An 18,816-nucleotide genomic window follows, 5' to 3' on the forward strand; every position below is an offset into this window, starting at 1 on the left:
AAGCCGAACAACTTCATCGACTCCCGGCAAGCGTTGTGCTGCATATTTCAGGCTGGCATCTACATAAGTACTAAGTCCGCGCAATTTCTCACGAGCGACCACGCATGCAAGTCGATAGAATACTGTTTGGCGCCGGGCTGGATTGGTGCACGCAGCAGGATCTCCGCATTCGAAATCCATACTGCAATAAGTTATTAATATTGATATTTTTGGCTTTTCATAGATTCTCAGATGGTTCCTGGGCGGTTCCGATAGAATATACACTAACGGCCTGAGAAATGGCGCGGCGGAGACGAGGAGTTTTTGCTATAAGGAAGTGCATGGAAATTATAGAGTTGACTCATCTTCTGGCATATGATGGCCAACCGCAGCGGCGCTGGGGTGCACGGCTAGTGTTTGGTGCCACTGTTAATGCTGAAAGCCAGGCAGGGTTGATGAGCCGTGGTCAGGAGTGGATCGATATGGCTTCCTTCGGCGAATGCTCCGAAGGTCTGTCTTGGCCTTCGGGTCGGTTCGCTTTGGGGGCGGGGGGCTGAGCGCGCTATGGAATGGGCGATTGTGGTTGGCGGTGGTCTGAACGCGCTTGGTGTCGTGCGCAGCTTGGGGAGTGCAGGCGTTCGGGTGGCTGTGATGTCAAAGGGGGCGTCGTCGCTCCCGATGCGGTCACGCTTTGCGCGGCGCTGCGTGGGTCGAGTGGACTACGAGAAGTTACCGGAGCGTCTCGTAGACCTTGCAAATGACTTGGGTGGCCGGCCCGTCCTGTTTCTTACAGAGGAAGAAGCGGTGCACGTCGTCTCGCGGGCGCGCGATGAGCTTGCCCCTTTGCTACGTCTGCGTTTTGGCTCCCACGATGCCATGCTGGCGCTGACCCATAAGGATGGAGTGCAGCAATTGGTCGATCGGCATGGTCTGCCGATTCCGGGCGCCTGCCGGCTACGCGAGGCAGCCGACCTGACGCAGCTCGACGCGCTGCGATACCCCTGTGTTCTTAAGCCGGGCTTCAAACACGCTGGTTACGGCGCGCGCTTCAAGAAGGCCTATATCGTCCTGACGCCCGCCGAAGCGAGGGTCTTGTTCGACCAGATATCCCCGGTTCTACCCGACTTGATCGCCCAGGAATGGATCGAAGGCGGTGACGATGCCATCTACTTTTGCCTGCAGTACATTGGGGAGAATGGCCAGGCGGTGGCAAGTTTTGCCGGTCGCAAGCTGCGCGCCTGGCCACCACAGGTCGGTGGTACAGCCAGCTGCATTGCCGCCCCCGAGGTTGATGAGGAGCTCGGCGCGTTGACGGAGGGTTTCTTTAGCGCCGTCGGCTTTCGGGGCATGGGCGCCATGGAGTACAAGCGCGACACTCGCGATGGACGCTTCTATGTCGTTGAGCCTACTGTCGGGCGCACCGACTTTCAGCAAGAGGTAGCAACGATCAATGGCAATAACCTCCCGTATGCTGCTTATTGCTACGAATGCGGCCTACCTGTTTTGGCGCCGCGACCTATGCCCCCGACGATCTGGCGTGAGCCAGTCACCGATCGCTGGTCGCAGCAGGTCCAAGGCACTCATCCGGCCTTTGCTGAGCACAAGGTGGTCGACGCTTACTGGCGCCCGTCGGATCCCGCACCCTGGTTGCGTGTGATGTGGTCGCGCGTTTGGCAGCGTTTGGCGCGAGCCAAACCAAGAAGCCGACAGTGACAGCGCGCTTGGGCTTGGGATTGCGTGAATGGGGGTTGGCGGAACTGTTGGCGGGCCTGCGCGGCGCATGCGGCTTGATCAATCGCTTGGCGGCCGAGCAGGCCTTGGCACAGTGGTTTGGTAACGCGTATCAGCGTCATGTGGTGGTCCTGAACGCTGGTCGGAGCGCGTTGCAAATGGCATTCGATTGCCTGAAAGCCGAGTTCCCTAACCGAACCCAGGTTGTCCTGCCTGCGCTGGGCTGTCCCGCACTTACGCTGGCTGTTCGGGCTTGCGGACTGCAGCCGGTGTACGCGGACATTGGCAGCGATCTCAACACGCCGACGGCCAGTGTGAAAGCGTGCCTAGGCCCGAGGACCCTGGCCTTGGTAGTGGTGCATGCGTACGGTTTTGCCGCCGATGTCGGTGGCCTGAGTGCACTTTGCCGAAGCGCAGGCGTTGCGCTGATCGATGACTCTGCGCAGCGCGTGGACCCCTTATCAGGGCTGGGGGCCGGCGGCGACTTCGGCGTATTCAGCTTCGCGCAGTCGAAGAGCGTGGTTAGTGGTATTCGCGGTAGCGGTGGCGTGCTGTTGGTAAACGACGAGCGCTACCTGTCGGCAATTACCGCTCGCTACCGACTGCTTCCGACGGCATCAGGTCGAAGGCTGGCTTGGCTCGAATTCCTCGTGTCGCCACATGCGCACGGCCTGGCGTACTACCTTGCGCGCTTGGACTGGATGCTTGGTGGCGGTGCAACGCTCGTCCCAACGCGTATTGGCGCGCTGGATGCGTCCATTGCTCTGCAACAACTCGCTACGCTGGAAACCCGTCGCGGCCGACGGCTTACTCAGCTTCAATGGTACAGCCGGGCACTGTGTGCGGCTGGCATCCAGGCCCCGCAACTACCAAGCGGACGTGTTGCCGGGTATCTGGCCCGGCTCCTGGTGCGCGTCCCTGGCGACCAGCGCGCGGCGTGCCGCCGCGCGCTGCATGCGGCCGGCTTCGCTACCCGATTGCCCTATGCATTGCCGGAAGGCGCCGCCGCGGACAGCTACCCGGAAGCCGGCCGCGCCGCTGCCGAGTTGCTGGAGTTGCCCCTGAGCACGCGCTTGACCGAAAACGACGTTCAGTGCATTGTCGCCACGCTGGCGCCGATCCACTGTGCCTCCTCAATCTAGATTGGCAGGACCTACGCATGAAGCACTACTGGCAACTGATCCGCGACCACTTGGGCTGGTCGCTTGGACCCGAACGGCAGCTGGAAGAGCACCTGCGCGCCGCCATCCACTGGCTGTTGCGCGCCCAGGAGGCGACGCCGGACGATGGAGTGGCACATAGCTACGACCTGCGGCGGCGTAGGTGGCATGCCTCGTACCCGGAGACAACCGGCTACATCATACCCACGCTGATCGACTACGCCGAGCTTTTCGATGCACCGGAGTGTCTGATAGCCGCGGTTCGCATGGCCGATTGGGAGATTGCGGTGCAACTGCCCGATGGCGGCGTACGCGCGGGCACTATGGATGCCGAGGTGGTGGTACCGACCGTTTTCAACACCGGGCAGGTCTTGTTTGGCTTTGCACGGGCCTACGTCGCCACGCGTGAGCCTAGATTCGCCACCGCGCTGCGCCTCGCCTCTGACTGGCTGGTCGATGCCCAGGACGCTGACGGCTCCTGGCGACGGTTCCCATCGCCGTTTGCGCCGGGCTCCGACGTCAAGGCGTATAACACGCGGTCGGCGTTCGGTCTGGTTAGAGCTTGGCAGGCCCTGGGGGAAACACGCTGGCTACGGGCCGCGGATGCCAATGCTGCGTGGGCGTTGTCGACGGCACTGCCCAACGGTTTCCTGCCGCACAACTGCCTGACCGCCAACCCCGCGCCTCTAACACACACCCTGGCCTACGCGATGCGCGGGCTGATGGAGGTGGGCGTGGCGACGGACAACAGTCGCTATCTCGATCACGCCATTCGCATGGCGGAAGCAATAGCGCTGGGGCAACGCGCTGATGGCGCCGTGCCTGGCCGCTACGACACGAACTGGCAACCCGCCGCGACCTGGACCTGCCTGACAGGTAACTCGCAGTTGGCGATCAACTGGCTTCGTCTGGGACGTATCACTGGTGAGAGGCGGTTCGAGCAATACGCGCTGGCCGCCAACCGCTTCAACATGCGCGCACAGGATCTCGATCAGCGTGATGCAAACCGCGCCGGCGCACTCAAAGGCTCGCATCCAATTGACGGTGATTATTTAATGTGGAGGTACCCGAACTGGGCGACCAAGTTCTTCGCCGATGGCCTGATGCTGCAGCTGCGCCCCGACGTTGACAACCTAGGATGAGAACGGCGGGTAGAGTGAACGTGATAGTGCGGGTGGGATGACGTGATGCGTGTGCTGCTTCTCAATACGGTCAGTGGCCGCAACTTGGGCATCGTGCGATGCTGCCCAACGTCGTGCGTCTAGCTCGCCGCCATTACCCAGACGCTTTCATACGCGTGAGTGCCGACCCGCCAGCATGGCTCGTGAAAGAGTTCCATCTCGAGAGTGTTCCGGCGCTGATTTACCTGTGGGGCCGCTGGCACGCGGCAGCGGTCGCAAGTGGTAGTTTGTTTCAACGCTTTATGCAATCGGCTGCACTGCTCTATAGGTTAATACACTATCGCAACAAAGGATGCATGAAAATGTTTAAATATTTGAGACTGAGCCCATGCTCTCCCGCAATTTCCCTGTCACGCGTGGCGGTCATTCTGATTCTGCTGGCGGTGAGTACATCAGGCGTAGCCGCGGTCGGAAACCATACGGAAGCGGAAGTGGCGATGCTTCCCCCCTATTGCCGACTTGTATTTAATAATGGGAGGGGGACAGAAAACTCTCCATCGCCAGCTGCGAGACCATGGTTGGCAGTGATGGGAAATATGCTCTGGCATATACATCATTATTGCTATGGGCAGATCATTTGGATGCGTGCCATGCGACACAATACACCATCGCACACGAGACGGAATCTGCTAAACAGCGCTATCAGCGAGTACGATTACGTTATCAAGCACAGCCCTGACAACTTTATATTGCTTCCGGAAATCCTTACTCAAAGCGGTGACTTGGCTCTGCTTCTTTCCGATGCCGCGAAAGCCAATGAACTGTTTGCTCGCGCCCGAGCATTGAAGCCTGATTACTGGCCAGCTTATTCGCACTGGGCCGATTACTTGATTAGATCCGGAAAGCGGAGTGATGCAAAGCAGTTGGTAAGTTTGGGTCTCAAGTACAGTCCGCACGCCAAAGTGTTGCGTGAGCAAGACCGCTTGCTGGGTGGCAACCCCTCCAATATTTTAGCAGCACCAGATCCCGGAGAGCGGGAAGGTGCATCCGACGCGGCTACGGTTCCGCCGATCAAGGAACAAGAAACCGCTTCCGAAAGTGCGGCGAACCGCTCGTCGGCTGCGAGTGCTGCCCAGTGACTCGGGTATCTGGACTGTTCCAAAGCCAAGAGTCGACTGTCGCCTGTGGCGTCGGGTGTGTTCGCTTCAGATGCATCGTCGACCGCCTGAGTTCTAGAGGAAACCTTATCGTTCGCTCCCTTGCCTTGTCAGGGCGCTTGATACAGCCACACTTGCGGCGGGCAGAACTGCCTGAAACCGAGAACAAAAGTGACCGAGGCCAGCAGTCGCGCCGAGAAGCGGAGAGGCCGGCAGGGGGCTGGCTGCAAAGCCTACAGAGGCACGTATGAAACGCATTCTGATGATTGCTTACCATTTTCCGCCGCTGGCGGGAAGTAGCGGCATCCAGCGTACGCTGAGGTTTGTACAGCATCTACCGAGCTTCGGCTGGCAGCCCTTGGTGCTTACTGCCAATCCGCGCGCCTATGAGCGTACAAGTGATGACCTTATGGGAGAAGTGCCCGCGGATGCTATCGTCCACCGCGCTTTCGCCCTAGACGCAGCCCGTCACCTCTCCCTGCGCGGTCGTTACCTCGGATCGATGGCTCGGCCAGACCGTTGGATCAGCTGGAAGTTCGACGCCGTTCGTGTTGGTCTGCGAATGATAAAGACCTATCATCCGGACGCCATCTGGTCTACCTATCCGATCGCTACCGCGCACATGATCGGAGCCGAACTTCATCGGCGCACCGGGGTTCCATGGTTGGCGGATTTCCGGGACCCCATGGCACAGGAGGGGTACCCGGCGGATCCGCGTACTTGGCAGAGCTTCAAAGAGATAGAGATGGAAGCGGTACGAAATGCGGATTTCAGCCTGTTTACGACCCCGGGGTCGGCACGGGTCTATCGCCAGCGCTACCCCGAGGCTGCGGAGCGCGTAGTGGTGCTGGAGAACGGTTACGACGAAGAGAGTTTCTCCGTCGTGGCACCGAAAGGCGAACGGACGGCTCCAATCAATCCCGGCTGTGTCACCTTGCTGCATAGTGGTGTTGTTTATCCGTCAGAGCGCGATCCAACGCAGCTTATCGTTGCGCTGCGCCTCTTGAACGATGGCGGCGAGATTGCCGTTGGTGAACTAAAGATCCGCTTCAGGGCTGCTGGCCATGAGGCGTTGCTCACTCAACTCGCGCGGACGCACGGGGTTGAGGATTTCATCGAATGCTGCCCACCCGTCGCCTATCGCGAAGCGCTGAGTGAAATGCTGCGGGCCGATGGCTTGCTGGTTATGCAAGGTGCCGGCTGCAATGAGCAGATTCCCGCAAAAATCTATGAGTATCTGCGGGCGCGGCGACCGATCATCGCACTTACCGATCCTGCTGGTGATACCGCAGCGGCGTTGGCGGCTGCTGGGGTACAGGACATCGCGCCTCTTGATCTGGCTCCGGCAATCGCTGGCCAGCTCCTCCAATTCGTCAACGCTGTGAAAAGGTCCGAGATAGCTCTCCCGAGTTCCGAATCTGTTCGCCAAGCCTCACGTTGGGAGAGAACAGCGGAACTGGCCAGGCTTCTTGATTCAGTGGTGTCGCGTCAACTTGCTGTCGGGGAAGAAGGCCCACAGTCCAAGGCGCGGATTCGACCCGGCGGCGAACGCGTTGGATGACGGTATCACTACATCGATTGGCTGCCCGACAAAAGACTGAGCGTTATAAATGCCAATTTCTGCCTCGGGTGATTTGTCGTAGGAGTTGTGAGTTGGCTTTACTCGCGCCGCGCAGGCGCGTGAGGACGCGTTCGATCGCCGTTGAGCGCGCCCCCTCCGTTTCGCTCTCGGAAAGCACTTGGAGCCAACTTTGTGCGTGCGCTTCGCACGAGGAAAACTCGTGCACGCCCTCTGTACCACGAAGCAGTTCGTAGACCGGATAACTCGGAAACGTCGCTTCCCAACCGGGCGAAACGGTTACAGGCTTGCAAAACACGAGCGGCTCCAGGATGTTGTGGTTCACGCCAACGTAGCAGACGGTGCTTGTCGCGTAGAAATCCCTGAGTTCACCTATGGTGTCGAGGATCAGCACCTGTATGTCGGATGCGAGTGGTATGTTCGCAATGCGGCTCCGGAAGAGGTGGCGCAACGCGCGCTTCCGTAGCGACGCTTCCAATTTGGCGATCATTTTCATGTTTTCTGGGTGTCTCGGCGCGAGCACCAGCAGCGCATTCGGAATTTTCTCGCTCACGATGCCAAAAGCATCAAGCACCAAGGCCTGGCCGGCGTCGTCGGTGACACAGCCGGCGACAACGCAAGGGCGTCCACCGTCGATAATGCTGCGCAGGATAGCTTCACTGCGCTTCCCCCGCGGGGAGAAATCCTGCCGTACGACGGCGTCGAACTTGCTATTGCCGGTTACGTGCACGCTGGCCGGATTTGCACCTGCGGCGATCAGATTTTGACGCACGTCTTCGTTCTGCACCGTGATCAAATCCATCAGGCTCAGGTAGTCGCGACTGAAGAGGCGGTGTTCGATGGCGTCCAGGCGTGAAGATGGAGCGTAACCGTACGTCCAGCCGTTAATAATAGCGACTGCGGCTCCATGGCGTTTCGCTGCGTGGATGGCCGCAAACGGCAAGCGGCATGGCGCATCGGACAGCAGGCACGGGATCTCGGCGATCAGGAGCAGCCGTGGCGGGGTGGCAACAAACAGACGATCAACGTCACGAACCGTACCATCCATCTCGTAGACATGCGCATCCGGATATTTCGCACAATAACTTTGGCGGTAGATCGTCCGGTCAGTGAGGAGTGTGACGGGAGTAGGTGCCATCTCCGCGATAAACGGCCTCAGGAATGGCTCGATTGCATTCAGTTCTCCGATTGTCGAGACGTAAATCCAGATCGATTCCCTACCCGGGCCAAAAGCTGGGGGAGCGTTTGTGCGCCCGCTTGCTGGCGCGCTTCGCAGACGGCTCCTGGTGTTGCTGGCCGTCTCGAGGAAGCGAAAGAGCAGCCATTTGAGCATCAGCCAGAAACCGGTGGCTTTGGTGCCAGGGATGGGCCGGTCCGAGCCCTGAGTGTTTGGCCGTTTTCTTTTCATCGCTATCGCCTCGGCTAGACTACACCGGCTCGGTACAGGTCGTGCATGTTGAATGCGCCGACGAGTTTGGAGTCGCCGCCCACAGAGGTGGGTCCCTGAACACTCATCGGGAGGCGCCTTCATTCGTTGGCTGGCCGGCGACGCCGGCCGAACTGTTCAGCCCGAGCTCTTGTGCATGCTGCAGCACCAGCGCCGCCAGCTGTTCCGCAATCAGACGATTGCCCGCGGCATTGGGGTGGTCGTCCCAGGCCGCGATGCGCAGCGAGTCGACATCGCGACCGCGCCAAAGCTCGAGCAGGTCGAACACCAGCATGCCCGCTTTGGCCGCGTCCCGCAGCGCCGGCACGTCGTACTCGGGGGGCGGCCCGACGACGTCGAGTGCCAGGAAGACAGGTACGGCGCCTTGGCCACGCACACTCTGCGCCATCTGTTCAAGCGTCGCCCGGACGAGGAGATCGGCCGAACGGCGCAGACGTTGCTCGGCTTCGGGCCAGGGCATTCGCGTCTTTACGCCGACTAGATCGGCCAGCGCTCGGCCGAAGTCGAATGGTACCGGTACCCCGTCGTAGCCCAAGGCAGTTGCTCCTGTGTCATGCAGCACCCGATTCAGGCCAGCGAAGGGCGCCTTCTGGTGATTCGCGATGGTCTTCAGCAGGTGCTGAATCATCGGGGCAGCGAGTCGCGGTGAGTCGGTGAATACCACGACATCCGGTTGGAACTTGAGGACCTTTTCTTCCAGCATGGCGAGTTGCTGGGTCAGGGTGTACGCGGCGACGCCGAAATTGAGCACCTCAACTGTGTGGTCTGGCGCGACCGTATCGGATGCGTTCAGTTTTTGCTCCAGGAATCGCGGAAAGGTGTCGGCGTCGGCCACGCCCGAGCCCATCACGTAAGACGGGCCGAGCAAAGCAATCCGGTAGACGCCGGTCGGCTTGGCCAGCGTACGCTCGCGGTCGCGCATTCCCCAGGCATTGGTCGTCAGCACTTGGTCGTCGAACATGACGCTGACGTTTGAAAGCAGTTCGCCACGGATAAAGTCGTCGCGCATATGGTAAGCGCCGGCTTTGCCCAGGTTCACCCAGTGCGCCGGCTTTTGCGCCGTGACGCCCCATAACTGCGCGCTCATGCGGCTCTGGTTGTCGAGGTTCTCGTAGTAGCCTTTCTGTTGCAGGGCAGCATCCCGGGCGTTGAGCGTTGAGCGCTGCACTGAGGCCACTGTTGACGCGAGTAGCGGCGCCACCGGTGCGTACCAGTCACGTGCGCTGAGTCCCAGCAAAGCGAGCAGCCCTAGCAGTGGGGTGAGGTTCATCCAGCCAAAGCGTGAGGCCGCGCCAGCCCTGCCGGCATCGAGGTTCTGCCATGGGCGACCGGCGACTGCCAGGGCGAGCGCCAGCACGCCTGCGAGCACAAGCAGCTGCTGGATCGAGGTGTTTGTCGCGGCGGTCCACATCAGCAACCAGGTAACCAGCGACTGGGCGCTCCAAAGCGACCACAGGATGCAGATTGCCGTGAAGGTCGCGACCGTGCGCCAGGCGAGCGAGAAGCTCCAGCGTGCCGGCGCAGCGCCGAGCTTGCGCGGACGCGAGCGCTTCATTTCGCGCAACGCGCCAACGACCACCAGCGTGCCGAGAAAACCCCAGAACAAGCCGTCCTGCGCTTCGAGCGGAAAGCCGCCGCGCAGCCAAAACCACTGATAGGAGTGCAGTAACCAGGTGCCGGCAAAGACGACGATGGTCGCTCCCACCAGAGCCGGATTGGCGCCGAATCGCTTCAGCCGGAAGAAGCTGGGGTAGTACACCAGCTTCATCATGAAATCCTTCCAGTAGATGTTGATGCGGCGCCAGAAGTCGGTGAAGCTGGAGGCGAGAAAGTACAGATGGTGGGTCTCTGGCAAGCGGAAGCCGAACAGGTAGAGCACGCCGCAGATCAGGTGGAATTGGCCAGAAACGCGAAGGTAAAGAAGGAAGGTCGCCACCAGAAACTGCACCAGGTCGCCCAAGGTGTGCAGTTCCATGGCGTCGCCGCTCAGGAAGACATAGACGTAGCGGTACAGGATCAGCTGGATCAAGCCGCGAACGATCCACTTGATGCCGGTTTCGTAGATGGAAACGGCATCGTGATCGTAGTAGTTGCGCCGAAAACTCAGGTAATCGACGACCGGAAACAGCGGGAAGCAGACATTGGGGAGCATGAAGAAATAGGCCAGAGTGCGGGCAACGGTCGGCCGCTTCTCGTCGTGCTCGAGGGCGTGCAGGTACAAGGCCAGTCGGAACATGAACATCGAGCCAAGAATCGGCCAGATAGCCACCGACCAGGGCCCCTGCACGATTTCGGCCCGGAACAGCGCGAACAGCGACGCGGTTAGCAGCAGCAACCCAACACGAGCTGCCAGTCGCCAGGGCAGATGACAGATGGCGATCAACACCAGGCCGAGCGCGATCAGCCAGGTGCCGTCGGCAAGTCCGAAGGCCACCACGATGGCCGCCAACGACAGAGCGACGAAAAATCCCAGGCGATACTGCATGGGGAGCAAGGCATGGATCACGAAGCCACCACAACCCAGCGCCATGACATTGAAAAAAGTGCGGCTTTCCAGCTGGTAGCGCGAGATCACGAGCAGCATCAGCGCCAGTTCGACACAGACCAGCAATAGTCGCCAGTTGCCGCCGGAAAGCGTTCGAGCGTCGGTCGCGGGCAATGCAGCGGGCGCCGTGGAAACGGCGGGCGCGGATGTATTTCGGGTGGTCATGACACTTCCGTCAGATGTAATTCGTGAGAGGGATTGGTCGAGCCTTTACAAACCGAGCCAGCGTCCGATGATGTTGCGCTGCATTTCACTGGTGCCGGAGTACAGCGTCGAGCCGATCGCGTCGCGCAGCGCACGTTCGACGTCATACTCTTCCATGAAGCCGTAGCCGCCGTGCAGTTGCACCGCGTCGAGCGCCGTCTTGACCAGCGTTTCGCTGACGAACAGCTTGGTGACTGCCGCGTCGAGCGAGATGCTTCGCGATACCGTGAGCCGCGACGCGGTACGGTAGACCAGCAACCGCGCCGCCTCCAGCTGAACCTTCATGTCGGCGATCTTGTGCGCCACCGCCTGAAACTTGCCGATCGTCTGGCCGAACTGCGAGCGCGTTCGTGCGTAGGTGATCGAGGTTTCCAGCAGGCGCTCGATGGTGCCGACGTGTGCCGCAACGAGCAGTGAGCGTTCCCAGTCCATCGCTGTGCCGAATACGCTGGCGCCGCCACCAACGCTGCCGAGCACCGCTTGGTCCGAAAGCAGGACATCCTCAAACACCAACTCGCCGACCGGCGAAGTGCGCAGGCCCATCTTGGCGAACTTCTGGCCGGCCGAGAATCCCGCCACCCCGCGTTCGATCAGGAACGCCGTAACGCCGCCGTGAAAGCCTTTTTCAGGGTCGGTGACTGCGAACACGACGACCACGTCGGCCACCGGTCCGTTGGAGATGAAGGTCTTGCTGCCGTTGAGGCGCCAGCCGCTACCAGTGCGTTCGGCGCGCAGCCGCATGGCGAAGGTGTCCGAGCCCGAATCAGGTTCGGTAATGGCGTGCGCACCGACCAGTGTGCCGTCGCACAGACCGCCGAGGTAGCGTTCCTTCTGGGCTTCGCTACCGTGTTTCCAGACGGGCACGACACAGGCCAGAACATGGGCGCAGATCGAGAACACCAGACCGCCATCGCTACAGCCGTAGCCCAGGGCCTCGAGGGCGATCGCGCAGCTCAGCGGGTCGGCGCCGACGCCACCGTATTCGTCCGGTGCCGGCAGTCCGAGCAGGCCGACGGCGGCGCACTGTCGCCACAGGTCGCGCGGGAAGGTCTGCGTCCGGTCACGCTCGATCACTTCGTGGTTGAGCTCGCCGCGGGCGAACTTGATGATGCTGTCGCGCAGCAACTTCTGCTCACTGGTGAAGTTGAAGTCCATCAGCCTAGCTCCTTCAGTCGCTGGTAATTGATCTTGTCGGTCGAGGTCTTGGGCAGGCTGTCGAACCAGGTGAACTTGTCGGGGATCATGTACAGCGGCAGGTTCTCGGCGCAAAAGCGCTTGATTTCGATCAGCGAAGGCCGCTTCGCCTCGTGGCTGCTGAGGAATGCTGTGATGCTCAAACCGGCCAGCTCGTCGGCGAAGGCAACCACAGCCACTTCCTTGACCTTGGCGTGGCGGTACAGGCCCGCTTCGATTTCGCCAAGTTCGACCCGGTAGCCGCGGCGCTTGACCATGCGGTCGCGCCGGCCAAGGTAGGTGTAGCAAGCATCCTCGGCTTCGGTCACGATGTCGCCGGTGCGATACCAGGCGGTACCGTCGGCATCCTTGAAAAACCCCGTGCTCGTCTGTTCGGGCAGCGCCCAGTACCCGCGCATCACACCTGGCCCGGCGATGCACAGTTCTCCTTCACTGCCGCGTGTCACTACGGTACCGTCTTGGTCGAGCACACGAGCGCGCAGATGCGAACAGACCTTGCCGATCGGGTAGGGCGTGTTGCGTTCGGGCGGTACCGGCAAGGGCACTTCGTGCCAGGTGCAGACATTGGTCTCGGTCGGACCGTAGAGATTGAAGTAGCGTGGTCTCGGCCAGAGCTCGCAGAGCGCGCGCAAGTGCTTGACTGCAAACACTTCTCCGGCAAATAATACTTGGCGCAAACTGGAGTAGTCGTGTTTTGCGAGGCCGCCGAACTGCGCCAGCAAAGCCAGGATAGAGGGTGCGGAGTACCAGATTGAGATGCGCTCGTCGGCAATCAGCTGCGCCAGGCGCGGCGCATCCTTGCCGATGTCCTCGCCGATCAACACCAGGGTCGCGCCGTGCTTCAGGCATACGTGGATGTCGAGGATCGAAAGGTCGAAGTGAAACGGCGCATGCGATGAGAAGCGATCGGCTGCCGTTGGAGAAAAACTCTCGGAGCACCAGTCGACGAAGCTCACGGCATTTTCGTGCGACAGCATCACGCCCTTCGGCTTGCCAGTCGATCCCGAGGTATAGAGGATGTAGGCCAGGTCGCCGGGATCGCTGCGCACGCTGCTGACGCCGGGCGCGCTTGCGCGCTCGTCGGCCGCGTCCAGTGCGGCGCGCAACCCGGCCCCGCCAACCAGCGATCCATTAACGGCAATCACCGTCGGCTCAGCGCTCCTTTCTTCCAGCGCGGCGCCGAGCTTGTCGGCCAGTGTCGCGTCGACGACCACCACTTTGACTGCGCAGTTGTCCAGGATGTATGCGCCGCGCGCCGCTGGCGCACCGGGGTCGACCGGAACGTAGGCTGCACCCGCCTTGATCGCACCCAGGAGCGTTGCTACTGAGTCGATCGACTTGCGCAGGTAGATGCCGACCCGGTCGCCGCGGCCGACGCCGAGCTGCGTTAGCCGGTCGCGCAGACGATCGGACAGAGCGTCGAGTTCGCCGTAGCTGATGGAGCCCTGGCCCGGCTCAACGACGGCCACCGCCTGGGGACTTTGCCGCGCGCGGGTGATAAGGGCGTCGTGCAGGCAGGTGATGGCTCTCATCACGCTGCGGACGGGTTCTTGGTGCGGAGTAAGCGCACGATGCTGACCAGATCGTCGAGATTCTCCTTGTCAACCTCGTGCGGCTCGAAATTGACGCCGTACTGCTCTTCAATAAACATGACCAGCTTGAGCGTGGCGATCGAGTCGAGGATGCCGCCGCTGATCAGTGGCGTCGTCTCGGTAAGTTCATCGGGATCTTCGCCGGGGAGGAACTCCTCCATGATGAAGTTTTTGATTTTCTGCATGAGCTCGTCGGACATTGTTTGCCTCCTGAATGGGTCGGGATTGTGGGTGAAAACCTGTGCTGCGCTTCCCTCAGTTGTTCGTCTGCCAAGGGTTTGGTTTTATGCTGCCTGTGTTTCCTGATGTGGCTTGCTGAGCCAGCTCCTCACGAACTGAGCCAGCGATCGGCAACCGAGAGTGGAATGCTGCACTTTCGATTGTTGAACACCTTGATGTACGTGACGTTCGCATGTTGGCATGAGTTACGTAGCGAATATCATGCTCCCTCTGGTTCTTGCGTTCTCTCCATCGCTATCGCCTTGGCTAGACTACACCGGCTCGGAACAGGTCGTGCATGTTGAATGCGCCGACGACTTTGGAGTCGCCGTCCACGACGATGAGGCCATTGATTCGATACTGCTCCATATATTTCAACGCTTCCGCAGCGAGTTGGTCCGGGCCGATGGTATGAGGGGTAAGGACCATTACCTTGCCGACCTGCACCTTGCGGATATCGAGTCCTTTCGCGATAACGCGTCGCAGGTCTCCATCCGTGAAGATCCCCAGCAGCTGATCTGTCGAATCCATCACGACCGCTACGCCAAGCCCACCGCTCGTTATGACGGTGAGTGCATCGGGGAGGAGCGTGTCGTCGGTAACCCTGGGCAACGCCTGGCCGTCGTGCATTACGTCGGCGACCCTGACGAGTAGCTTGTGTCCTAGGCTTCCGCCCGGGTGCGAACGGGCGAAATCGTTAGCGCCGAAGCCGCGAGCTTTCAGCAGCGCGAGGGCAAGTGCGTCACCCAGAGCCAGTGCCGCAGTCGTGCTGGAAGTTGGTGCAAGGCCAAGGGGGCCTGCCTCACGTTCGACAGCTGCGTCGAGGTGGATGTTGGCCTGTCGCGCGAGGCTCGAGCGGGCATTGCCGGTCATTGCGATCAGTTTCGCCCCGTGACGTTTGAGCAACGGCATGATCAGGAGCAACTCGTCGCTCTCGCCGGAGTTGGAGAGCGCGAGCACCACGTCATCAGGCTGAATCATGCCGAGGTCACCATGGCTTGCTTCGGCGGGGTGGACGAAGAATGCCGGCGTGCCGGTGCTTGCCAATGTCGAAGCAATCTTGCGTGCCACATGGCCGGACTTGCCAATGCCACTGACCACCACGCGTCCTGTGGCGTTGAGGATCACGCGCACGGCCTCGACAAAGCCGCCGTCGAGCCGACTGATAAGCGCGTGCACCGCCATCGCTTCAGTTTCGAGCACTTCGCGCGCCACGGCAAGCGTTTCATCGGCGTCGAGATCAGCCTCCGTACGGGGGGGGGTCATAGTCAGTCGTCCCTTTCAAATTTTTTTATGTTCATGGCCGGGAGAAACCTGCGTCGCGTCGGCTACCCGCGTTAGGGGTTCCCATCCGCAACGCGTCAACACTTCGAACCCGCAGCATTTTCAGTAAAACGCGGCACCACAAACTGGCCCGGTCGTTCGCCGGTGAGTTGGTCACTGTGTGCGTACCTTCAAGCGATGTGGAGCGGGGCGAACGACTTTACAAGATCGTCCAGCGCCTTCAGTTGCGTCAGAAAGGGTTCCAACTGCTCCAGCGGCAGGGCGCTGGGGCCGTCACACTTGGCGGAGTCAGGGTCGGGGTGCGCCTCCAGGAAAATACCCGCCAGGCCTACTGCCAACCCAGCACGAGCCAACTCGGCCACCTGCTGGCGTCGTCCGCCCGACGCCGCGCCGCCCGCCTCCCGCTGCTGCAGTGCGTGCGTTACATCGAAGATGATGGGCAGGTTATTGCACCCCTTCTTCATCACAGCAAAGCCCAGCACGTCGACCACCAGGTTGTCATAACCGAAGCAGGTCCCGCGGTCGCACAGGATGAGCTGGTTGTTACCGGCCTCTTTGAACTTTTCAGCAATGTGGACGACTTGTGACGGGCTCAGAAACTGAGGCTTCTTGATGTTGATGACTCGCCCGGTCCTGGCCATCGCCACCACCAGGTCGGTTTGCCGAGCCAGGAACGCGGGCAACTGCAATACGTCCACTACCTCGGCCACCGGCTTGGCTTGCCATGGCTCGTGCACGTCGGTGATCACCGGCACGCCAAAGTTCGCCTTGACGGCTTCGAAGATCCGCAAGCCTTCTTCCAGTCCTGGCCCGCGATAGGAGTGAATGGACGAGCGGTTGGCTTTGTCGAAGCTGGCCTTGAAGATGTAGGGAATGCCCAGCTTCTCTGTGACGCGCACATACTCGTCGCACGTTCGCAACGCGAGCTCGCGCGATTCAAGCACGTTGATGCCACCGAAGAGGACGAAACTGCGGGTATTGGCGATACGGATCGTTTCGTTTATGCGAATCAATGCTTTCTCCGATTTGGATCGCGTGGAGTTACCGGTAGCGGCTGCTCTATTCGCAGAAAACGCCCCTTGCACGGCGTCGTCTTCTGAGTTCGTTAGCATTTCAACACAAGAATAAGTGCATATCAGTGTTGCACTTCACATTCGAGGTTGGCTACTTGCACCTGACCCAGGAAAGATCCTGCTAAGTGTCTATGGTGCGCGCGCGAATTGCTGTCGACGCCATTCGGCAAGCTGCTTCAACAGCGGCCAGCGATAGACAGTCAGATGGTAGATCGCGCGCTTGTTTGCAGTCCATTTGGTATGCCAGTCCATCAGGCGGCCGTAGTACTCCAGGCGATCAATCACTTTTTCCCGGTAGAGCTGTTCCATCTCATCCTGGCAAAGAAGGAAGGCCGGCGAGTAGGACTGGATCGAGTCATCGTAGGTGGTTTTTAACACCACCAGCGTGCCGTTTCTTTGCAGGCAGAGGTTTGAGGCGACCACGCGATCATCGAACAGGTACTCATAAACCACAGCTTGGCCTCGCTTGGCAGCAGCTTCGAGGAGGTGTCCGTAGAAGCGTCCCTGACCATTGTCCCGATGAATCGCCGTTCCCTTCGCCGCTTTCCAGCCAGAGCTCTCCAACTCGCCATAGCGCTCGATCGCCGGCGCAATTTCTTCACAACGAGTCAATGTGCGCATTCGCCCTGTGATGCCCTCCGCTGCGAGTTTGTTTCTTTGTTTGCGCATGTTCTGCCGGAGGTTTTTCCCGCGGGCGCTCCAGTACTCCTCGAAGTTGCCGGTCAAGTCAATCCAGCCGGTTTCGATATAATCGGCGGTTTGGCTGTCGCTGGCATCTTCGCCTCGCGGCGTGAAGCGTGAATCAAGCTGGGTGACGGAAAGTGACAGGCAGAAGCCAAGCGGTCCCCTGCTCAGGCTGCGGGCGATGTCGTCCGGCGCTAGCCCGGCCTCAGCCACCCATGCGCCGAGCGGGATCTGGGATGGCTGAAATGTGCCCCAGCAGAACTTTCCGAGCGGAACAAGAATGAACATGGCTACTGTGACGTGAGCTTGCTGGCCTACCAGTAGTCTCTCGCGTCCGTCGCCAAAGATATCGAGTGCGGTGATCAGTGCCTCTGCGCTCAGAAACGGGAGGTCGCCACGCGCGGCGTTCAGCCGGTCCCATTCGCGCACGAGATCCGGCTTCTGCTGCAGCGCTGCTGCCGGCAGGTTTTTCCAGGTAAGGTGAGGAGAAGATGACATTTACGGGTTCGTCTTTCGGTGGTGTTCTACTGGGCAATAGCAGCTACCGGAACTTGTGGATTGGCAAGCAAGGTCAAGGTCGCAACAGCGGTAGCCGTGATGTCGGCCTCGCTCAAGTCCTGATGGCATAGAAACTGTAAGACATGATGACTCCAGGACGGGCCGAGATCGTCAGTCATCTGCGGTGTACCGGGCCAGATTCGGTCCCAGCGGAAAACCGGCAGTTCCTGCGATCGGAGCTCTTGATAGATGCGATCCGGCTCTTCGACCCACAACGGAAATACGTAGGGCACGGCACTTTCGTCTGTCCAGGGAAAAAGCTCTTTCACTTCGCGCATCGGCGCGAAGTGTCGGGCATAGAGCGCAAAGTTTTGCCGGCGCCTGGCAATGATCCGTCCACGAGGCAAGGTCGATTCCAGCGAGAGCGCTATCGACAACGGTGCTTGCACGATGCGCCCCATGTCACAGCTCTTCATCATGTCGTCGCCAACCGCAGGCGCATTAGTGTCACTGTGGTTTGCCCTCCCTCGAGCGAACGAATTCTTGAGCCGAAAGAATCCCGACAAAGCGCGGTTGATGCCGCTAAAACGTCCATGCCGAGTCGCCAACTCAAGTACGTCCACATAACCCTTGAGTTGCGCCTTGAAACTGGGCTGCGAAAGCGAGAGGGCCTTGACTGTGTTCCCCGCTGAGGCCAGCACGCCGCCTTCAGGCACCGGGAAGAACTTGGACAGGCTGGCGGTAGCGAAGTCCCCCCACGTCCCGACGGGTCGCTCCCCGGCATTGCCGAAGTAGCAGTGAGCGCAGTCTTCAATGAGCACAATCCGGTGCTCGTCACACCACTGCCGGACTTCAAGCAGTGATCGTGCGAGTCCGAAGTAGTGCGGCACGATTATTGCTCTTGCCCTGCTGGCCGTGAGCGCATCGACGGTATTCAGGTTCGGCAGGCCGTCAGCGCGTATCCCGAAATATCCTATTTTCAGACCGGCCAGAATTACGGGAGCGATCATCGTCGGGCAGTGATAACTTGGCGCCAGCACCAGGCTCTCGGGTTCGAGACGAAGTTGCAGGAGGGCCTGATAGATCGCAGCGCGGCCGCTCGTCGTAAAGACCGTGTGAGAGAGGTCGCCAATGCTGTGTACCGGCGAAGGCCGCTCTCTATTAGAGAAGCTGGACCAGTCCAGTACCGGGGTACGAGGCAGGGGCGGATGCAGTTTGTCAGGCGGCTTCATTAGGACGCAGGCAGAGTCTTGTCGTTAGGCGTGCGCAAAGGGGCGACACGGAAAATGGCCGTGGTTATCGACCTCGAACCATTGCGTTCGGTGGCTGCCGGCGCGCGCAGGTAAGGA

Annotated in this window: 14 protein-coding genes; 5 read left to right on the forward strand and 9 right to left on the reverse strand. The window is 60.3% G+C overall.

Translation table 11 applies throughout. The features are described from left to right. Positions 1 to 693: 693 nt before the first annotated feature. The 5 genes from V5B40_RS22010 (at position 694) to V5B40_RS22030 (ending at position 6,709) form a co-directional block, all read left to right on the forward strand. Positions 694 to 1,692, forward strand: a complete 999-nt coding sequence (locus tag V5B40_RS22010) for an FAD-dependent oxidoreductase (RefSeq protein ID WP_332356563.1) — start codon at positions 694 to 696, stop codon at positions 1,690 to 1,692. An 86-nt stretch (positions 1,693 to 1,778) separates the two neighbouring features. Continuing rightward, positions 1,779 to 2,852, forward strand: coding sequence for a DegT/DnrJ/EryC1/StrS family aminotransferase (locus V5B40_RS22015; protein WP_332356564.1), 1,074 nt, complete (start codon positions 1,779 to 1,781; stop codon positions 2,850 to 2,852). A gap of 17 nt (positions 2,853 to 2,869) precedes the next feature. Continuing rightward, positions 2,870 to 4,012: a hypothetical protein gene (locus tag V5B40_RS22020; RefSeq protein ID WP_332356565.1), complete on the forward strand. Its 1,143-nt coding sequence runs from the start codon at positions 2,870 to 2,872 to the stop codon at positions 4,010 to 4,012. Positions 4,013 to 4,110: 98 nt separating this feature from the next. Continuing rightward, a complete protein-coding gene (locus V5B40_RS22025) occupies positions 4,111 to 5,130 on the forward strand; it encodes a tetratricopeptide repeat protein (RefSeq protein WP_332356566.1) in 1,020 nt (339 codons plus the stop codon). Positions 5,131 to 5,395: 265 nt separating this feature from the next. Continuing rightward, positions 5,396 to 6,709: a glycosyltransferase gene (locus V5B40_RS22030; RefSeq protein WP_332356567.1), complete on the forward strand. Its 1,314-nt coding sequence runs from the start codon at positions 5,396 to 5,398 to the stop codon at positions 6,707 to 6,709. 43 nt (positions 6,710 to 6,752) lie between these two features. On the opposite strand, the gene V5B40_RS22035 is transcribed toward V5B40_RS22030, so the two are convergent. From V5B40_RS22035 to V5B40_RS22075, 9 genes are all read right to left on the reverse strand, one after another. After that, complete coding sequence (locus V5B40_RS22035) at positions 6,753 to 8,135, reverse strand: 3-deoxy-D-manno-octulosonic acid transferase (protein WP_332356568.1); 1,383 nt, start codon at positions 8,133 to 8,135, stop codon at positions 6,753 to 6,755. 103 nt (positions 8,136 to 8,238) lie between these two features. After that, on the reverse strand, positions 8,239 to 10,884 hold the full coding sequence (locus V5B40_RS22040; RefSeq protein WP_332356569.1) for a hypothetical protein: 2,646 nt from the start codon (positions 10,882 to 10,884) through the stop codon (positions 8,239 to 8,241). Positions 10,885 to 10,929: 45 nt separating this feature from the next. Further along, complete coding sequence (locus tag V5B40_RS22045) at positions 10,930 to 12,078, reverse strand: acyl-CoA dehydrogenase family protein (protein ID WP_332356570.1); 1,149 nt, start codon at positions 12,076 to 12,078, stop codon at positions 10,930 to 10,932. Beyond that, a complete protein-coding gene (locus V5B40_RS22050; protein ID WP_332356571.1) occupies positions 12,078 to 13,649 on the reverse strand; it encodes an amino acid adenylation domain-containing protein in 1,572 nt (523 codons plus the stop codon). Before V5B40_RS22050 ends, V5B40_RS22045 begins: the two co-directional genes overlap by 1 nt. After that, positions 13,649 to 13,909 (reverse strand): acyl carrier protein, encoded by a 261-nt coding sequence (locus V5B40_RS22055; protein ID WP_332356572.1) that lies wholly within the window; start codon positions 13,907 to 13,909, stop codon positions 13,649 to 13,651. The genes V5B40_RS22050 and V5B40_RS22055 overlap by 1 nt, the downstream gene beginning before the upstream one ends. A gap of 286 nt (positions 13,910 to 14,195) precedes the next feature. Beyond that, positions 14,196 to 15,194: a KpsF/GutQ family sugar-phosphate isomerase gene (locus tag V5B40_RS22060; protein WP_332356573.1), complete on the reverse strand. Its 999-nt coding sequence runs from the start codon at positions 15,192 to 15,194 to the stop codon at positions 14,196 to 14,198. A gap of 188 nt (positions 15,195 to 15,382) precedes the next feature. Further along, a complete protein-coding gene (gene kdsA / locus V5B40_RS22065) occupies positions 15,383 to 16,225 on the reverse strand; it encodes a 3-deoxy-8-phosphooctulonate synthase (protein ID WP_332356574.1) in 843 nt (280 codons plus the stop codon). 189 nt (positions 16,226 to 16,414) lie between these two features. Then, positions 16,415 to 17,467: a GNAT family N-acetyltransferase gene (locus V5B40_RS22070; RefSeq protein ID WP_332356575.1), complete on the reverse strand. Its 1,053-nt coding sequence runs from the start codon at positions 17,465 to 17,467 to the stop codon at positions 16,415 to 16,417. A 26-nt stretch (positions 17,468 to 17,493) separates the two neighbouring features. Beyond that, positions 17,494 to 18,699 (reverse strand): DegT/DnrJ/EryC1/StrS family aminotransferase, encoded by a 1,206-nt coding sequence (locus V5B40_RS22075; protein ID WP_332356576.1) that lies wholly within the window; start codon positions 18,697 to 18,699, stop codon positions 17,494 to 17,496. Between the last annotated feature and the right edge of the window lie 117 nt (positions 18,700 to 18,816).

The organism is Candidatus Accumulibacter meliphilus, assembly GCF_036625345.1.
GTDB lineage: Bacteria > Pseudomonadota > Gammaproteobacteria > Burkholderiales > Rhodocyclaceae > Accumulibacter > Accumulibacter meliphilus.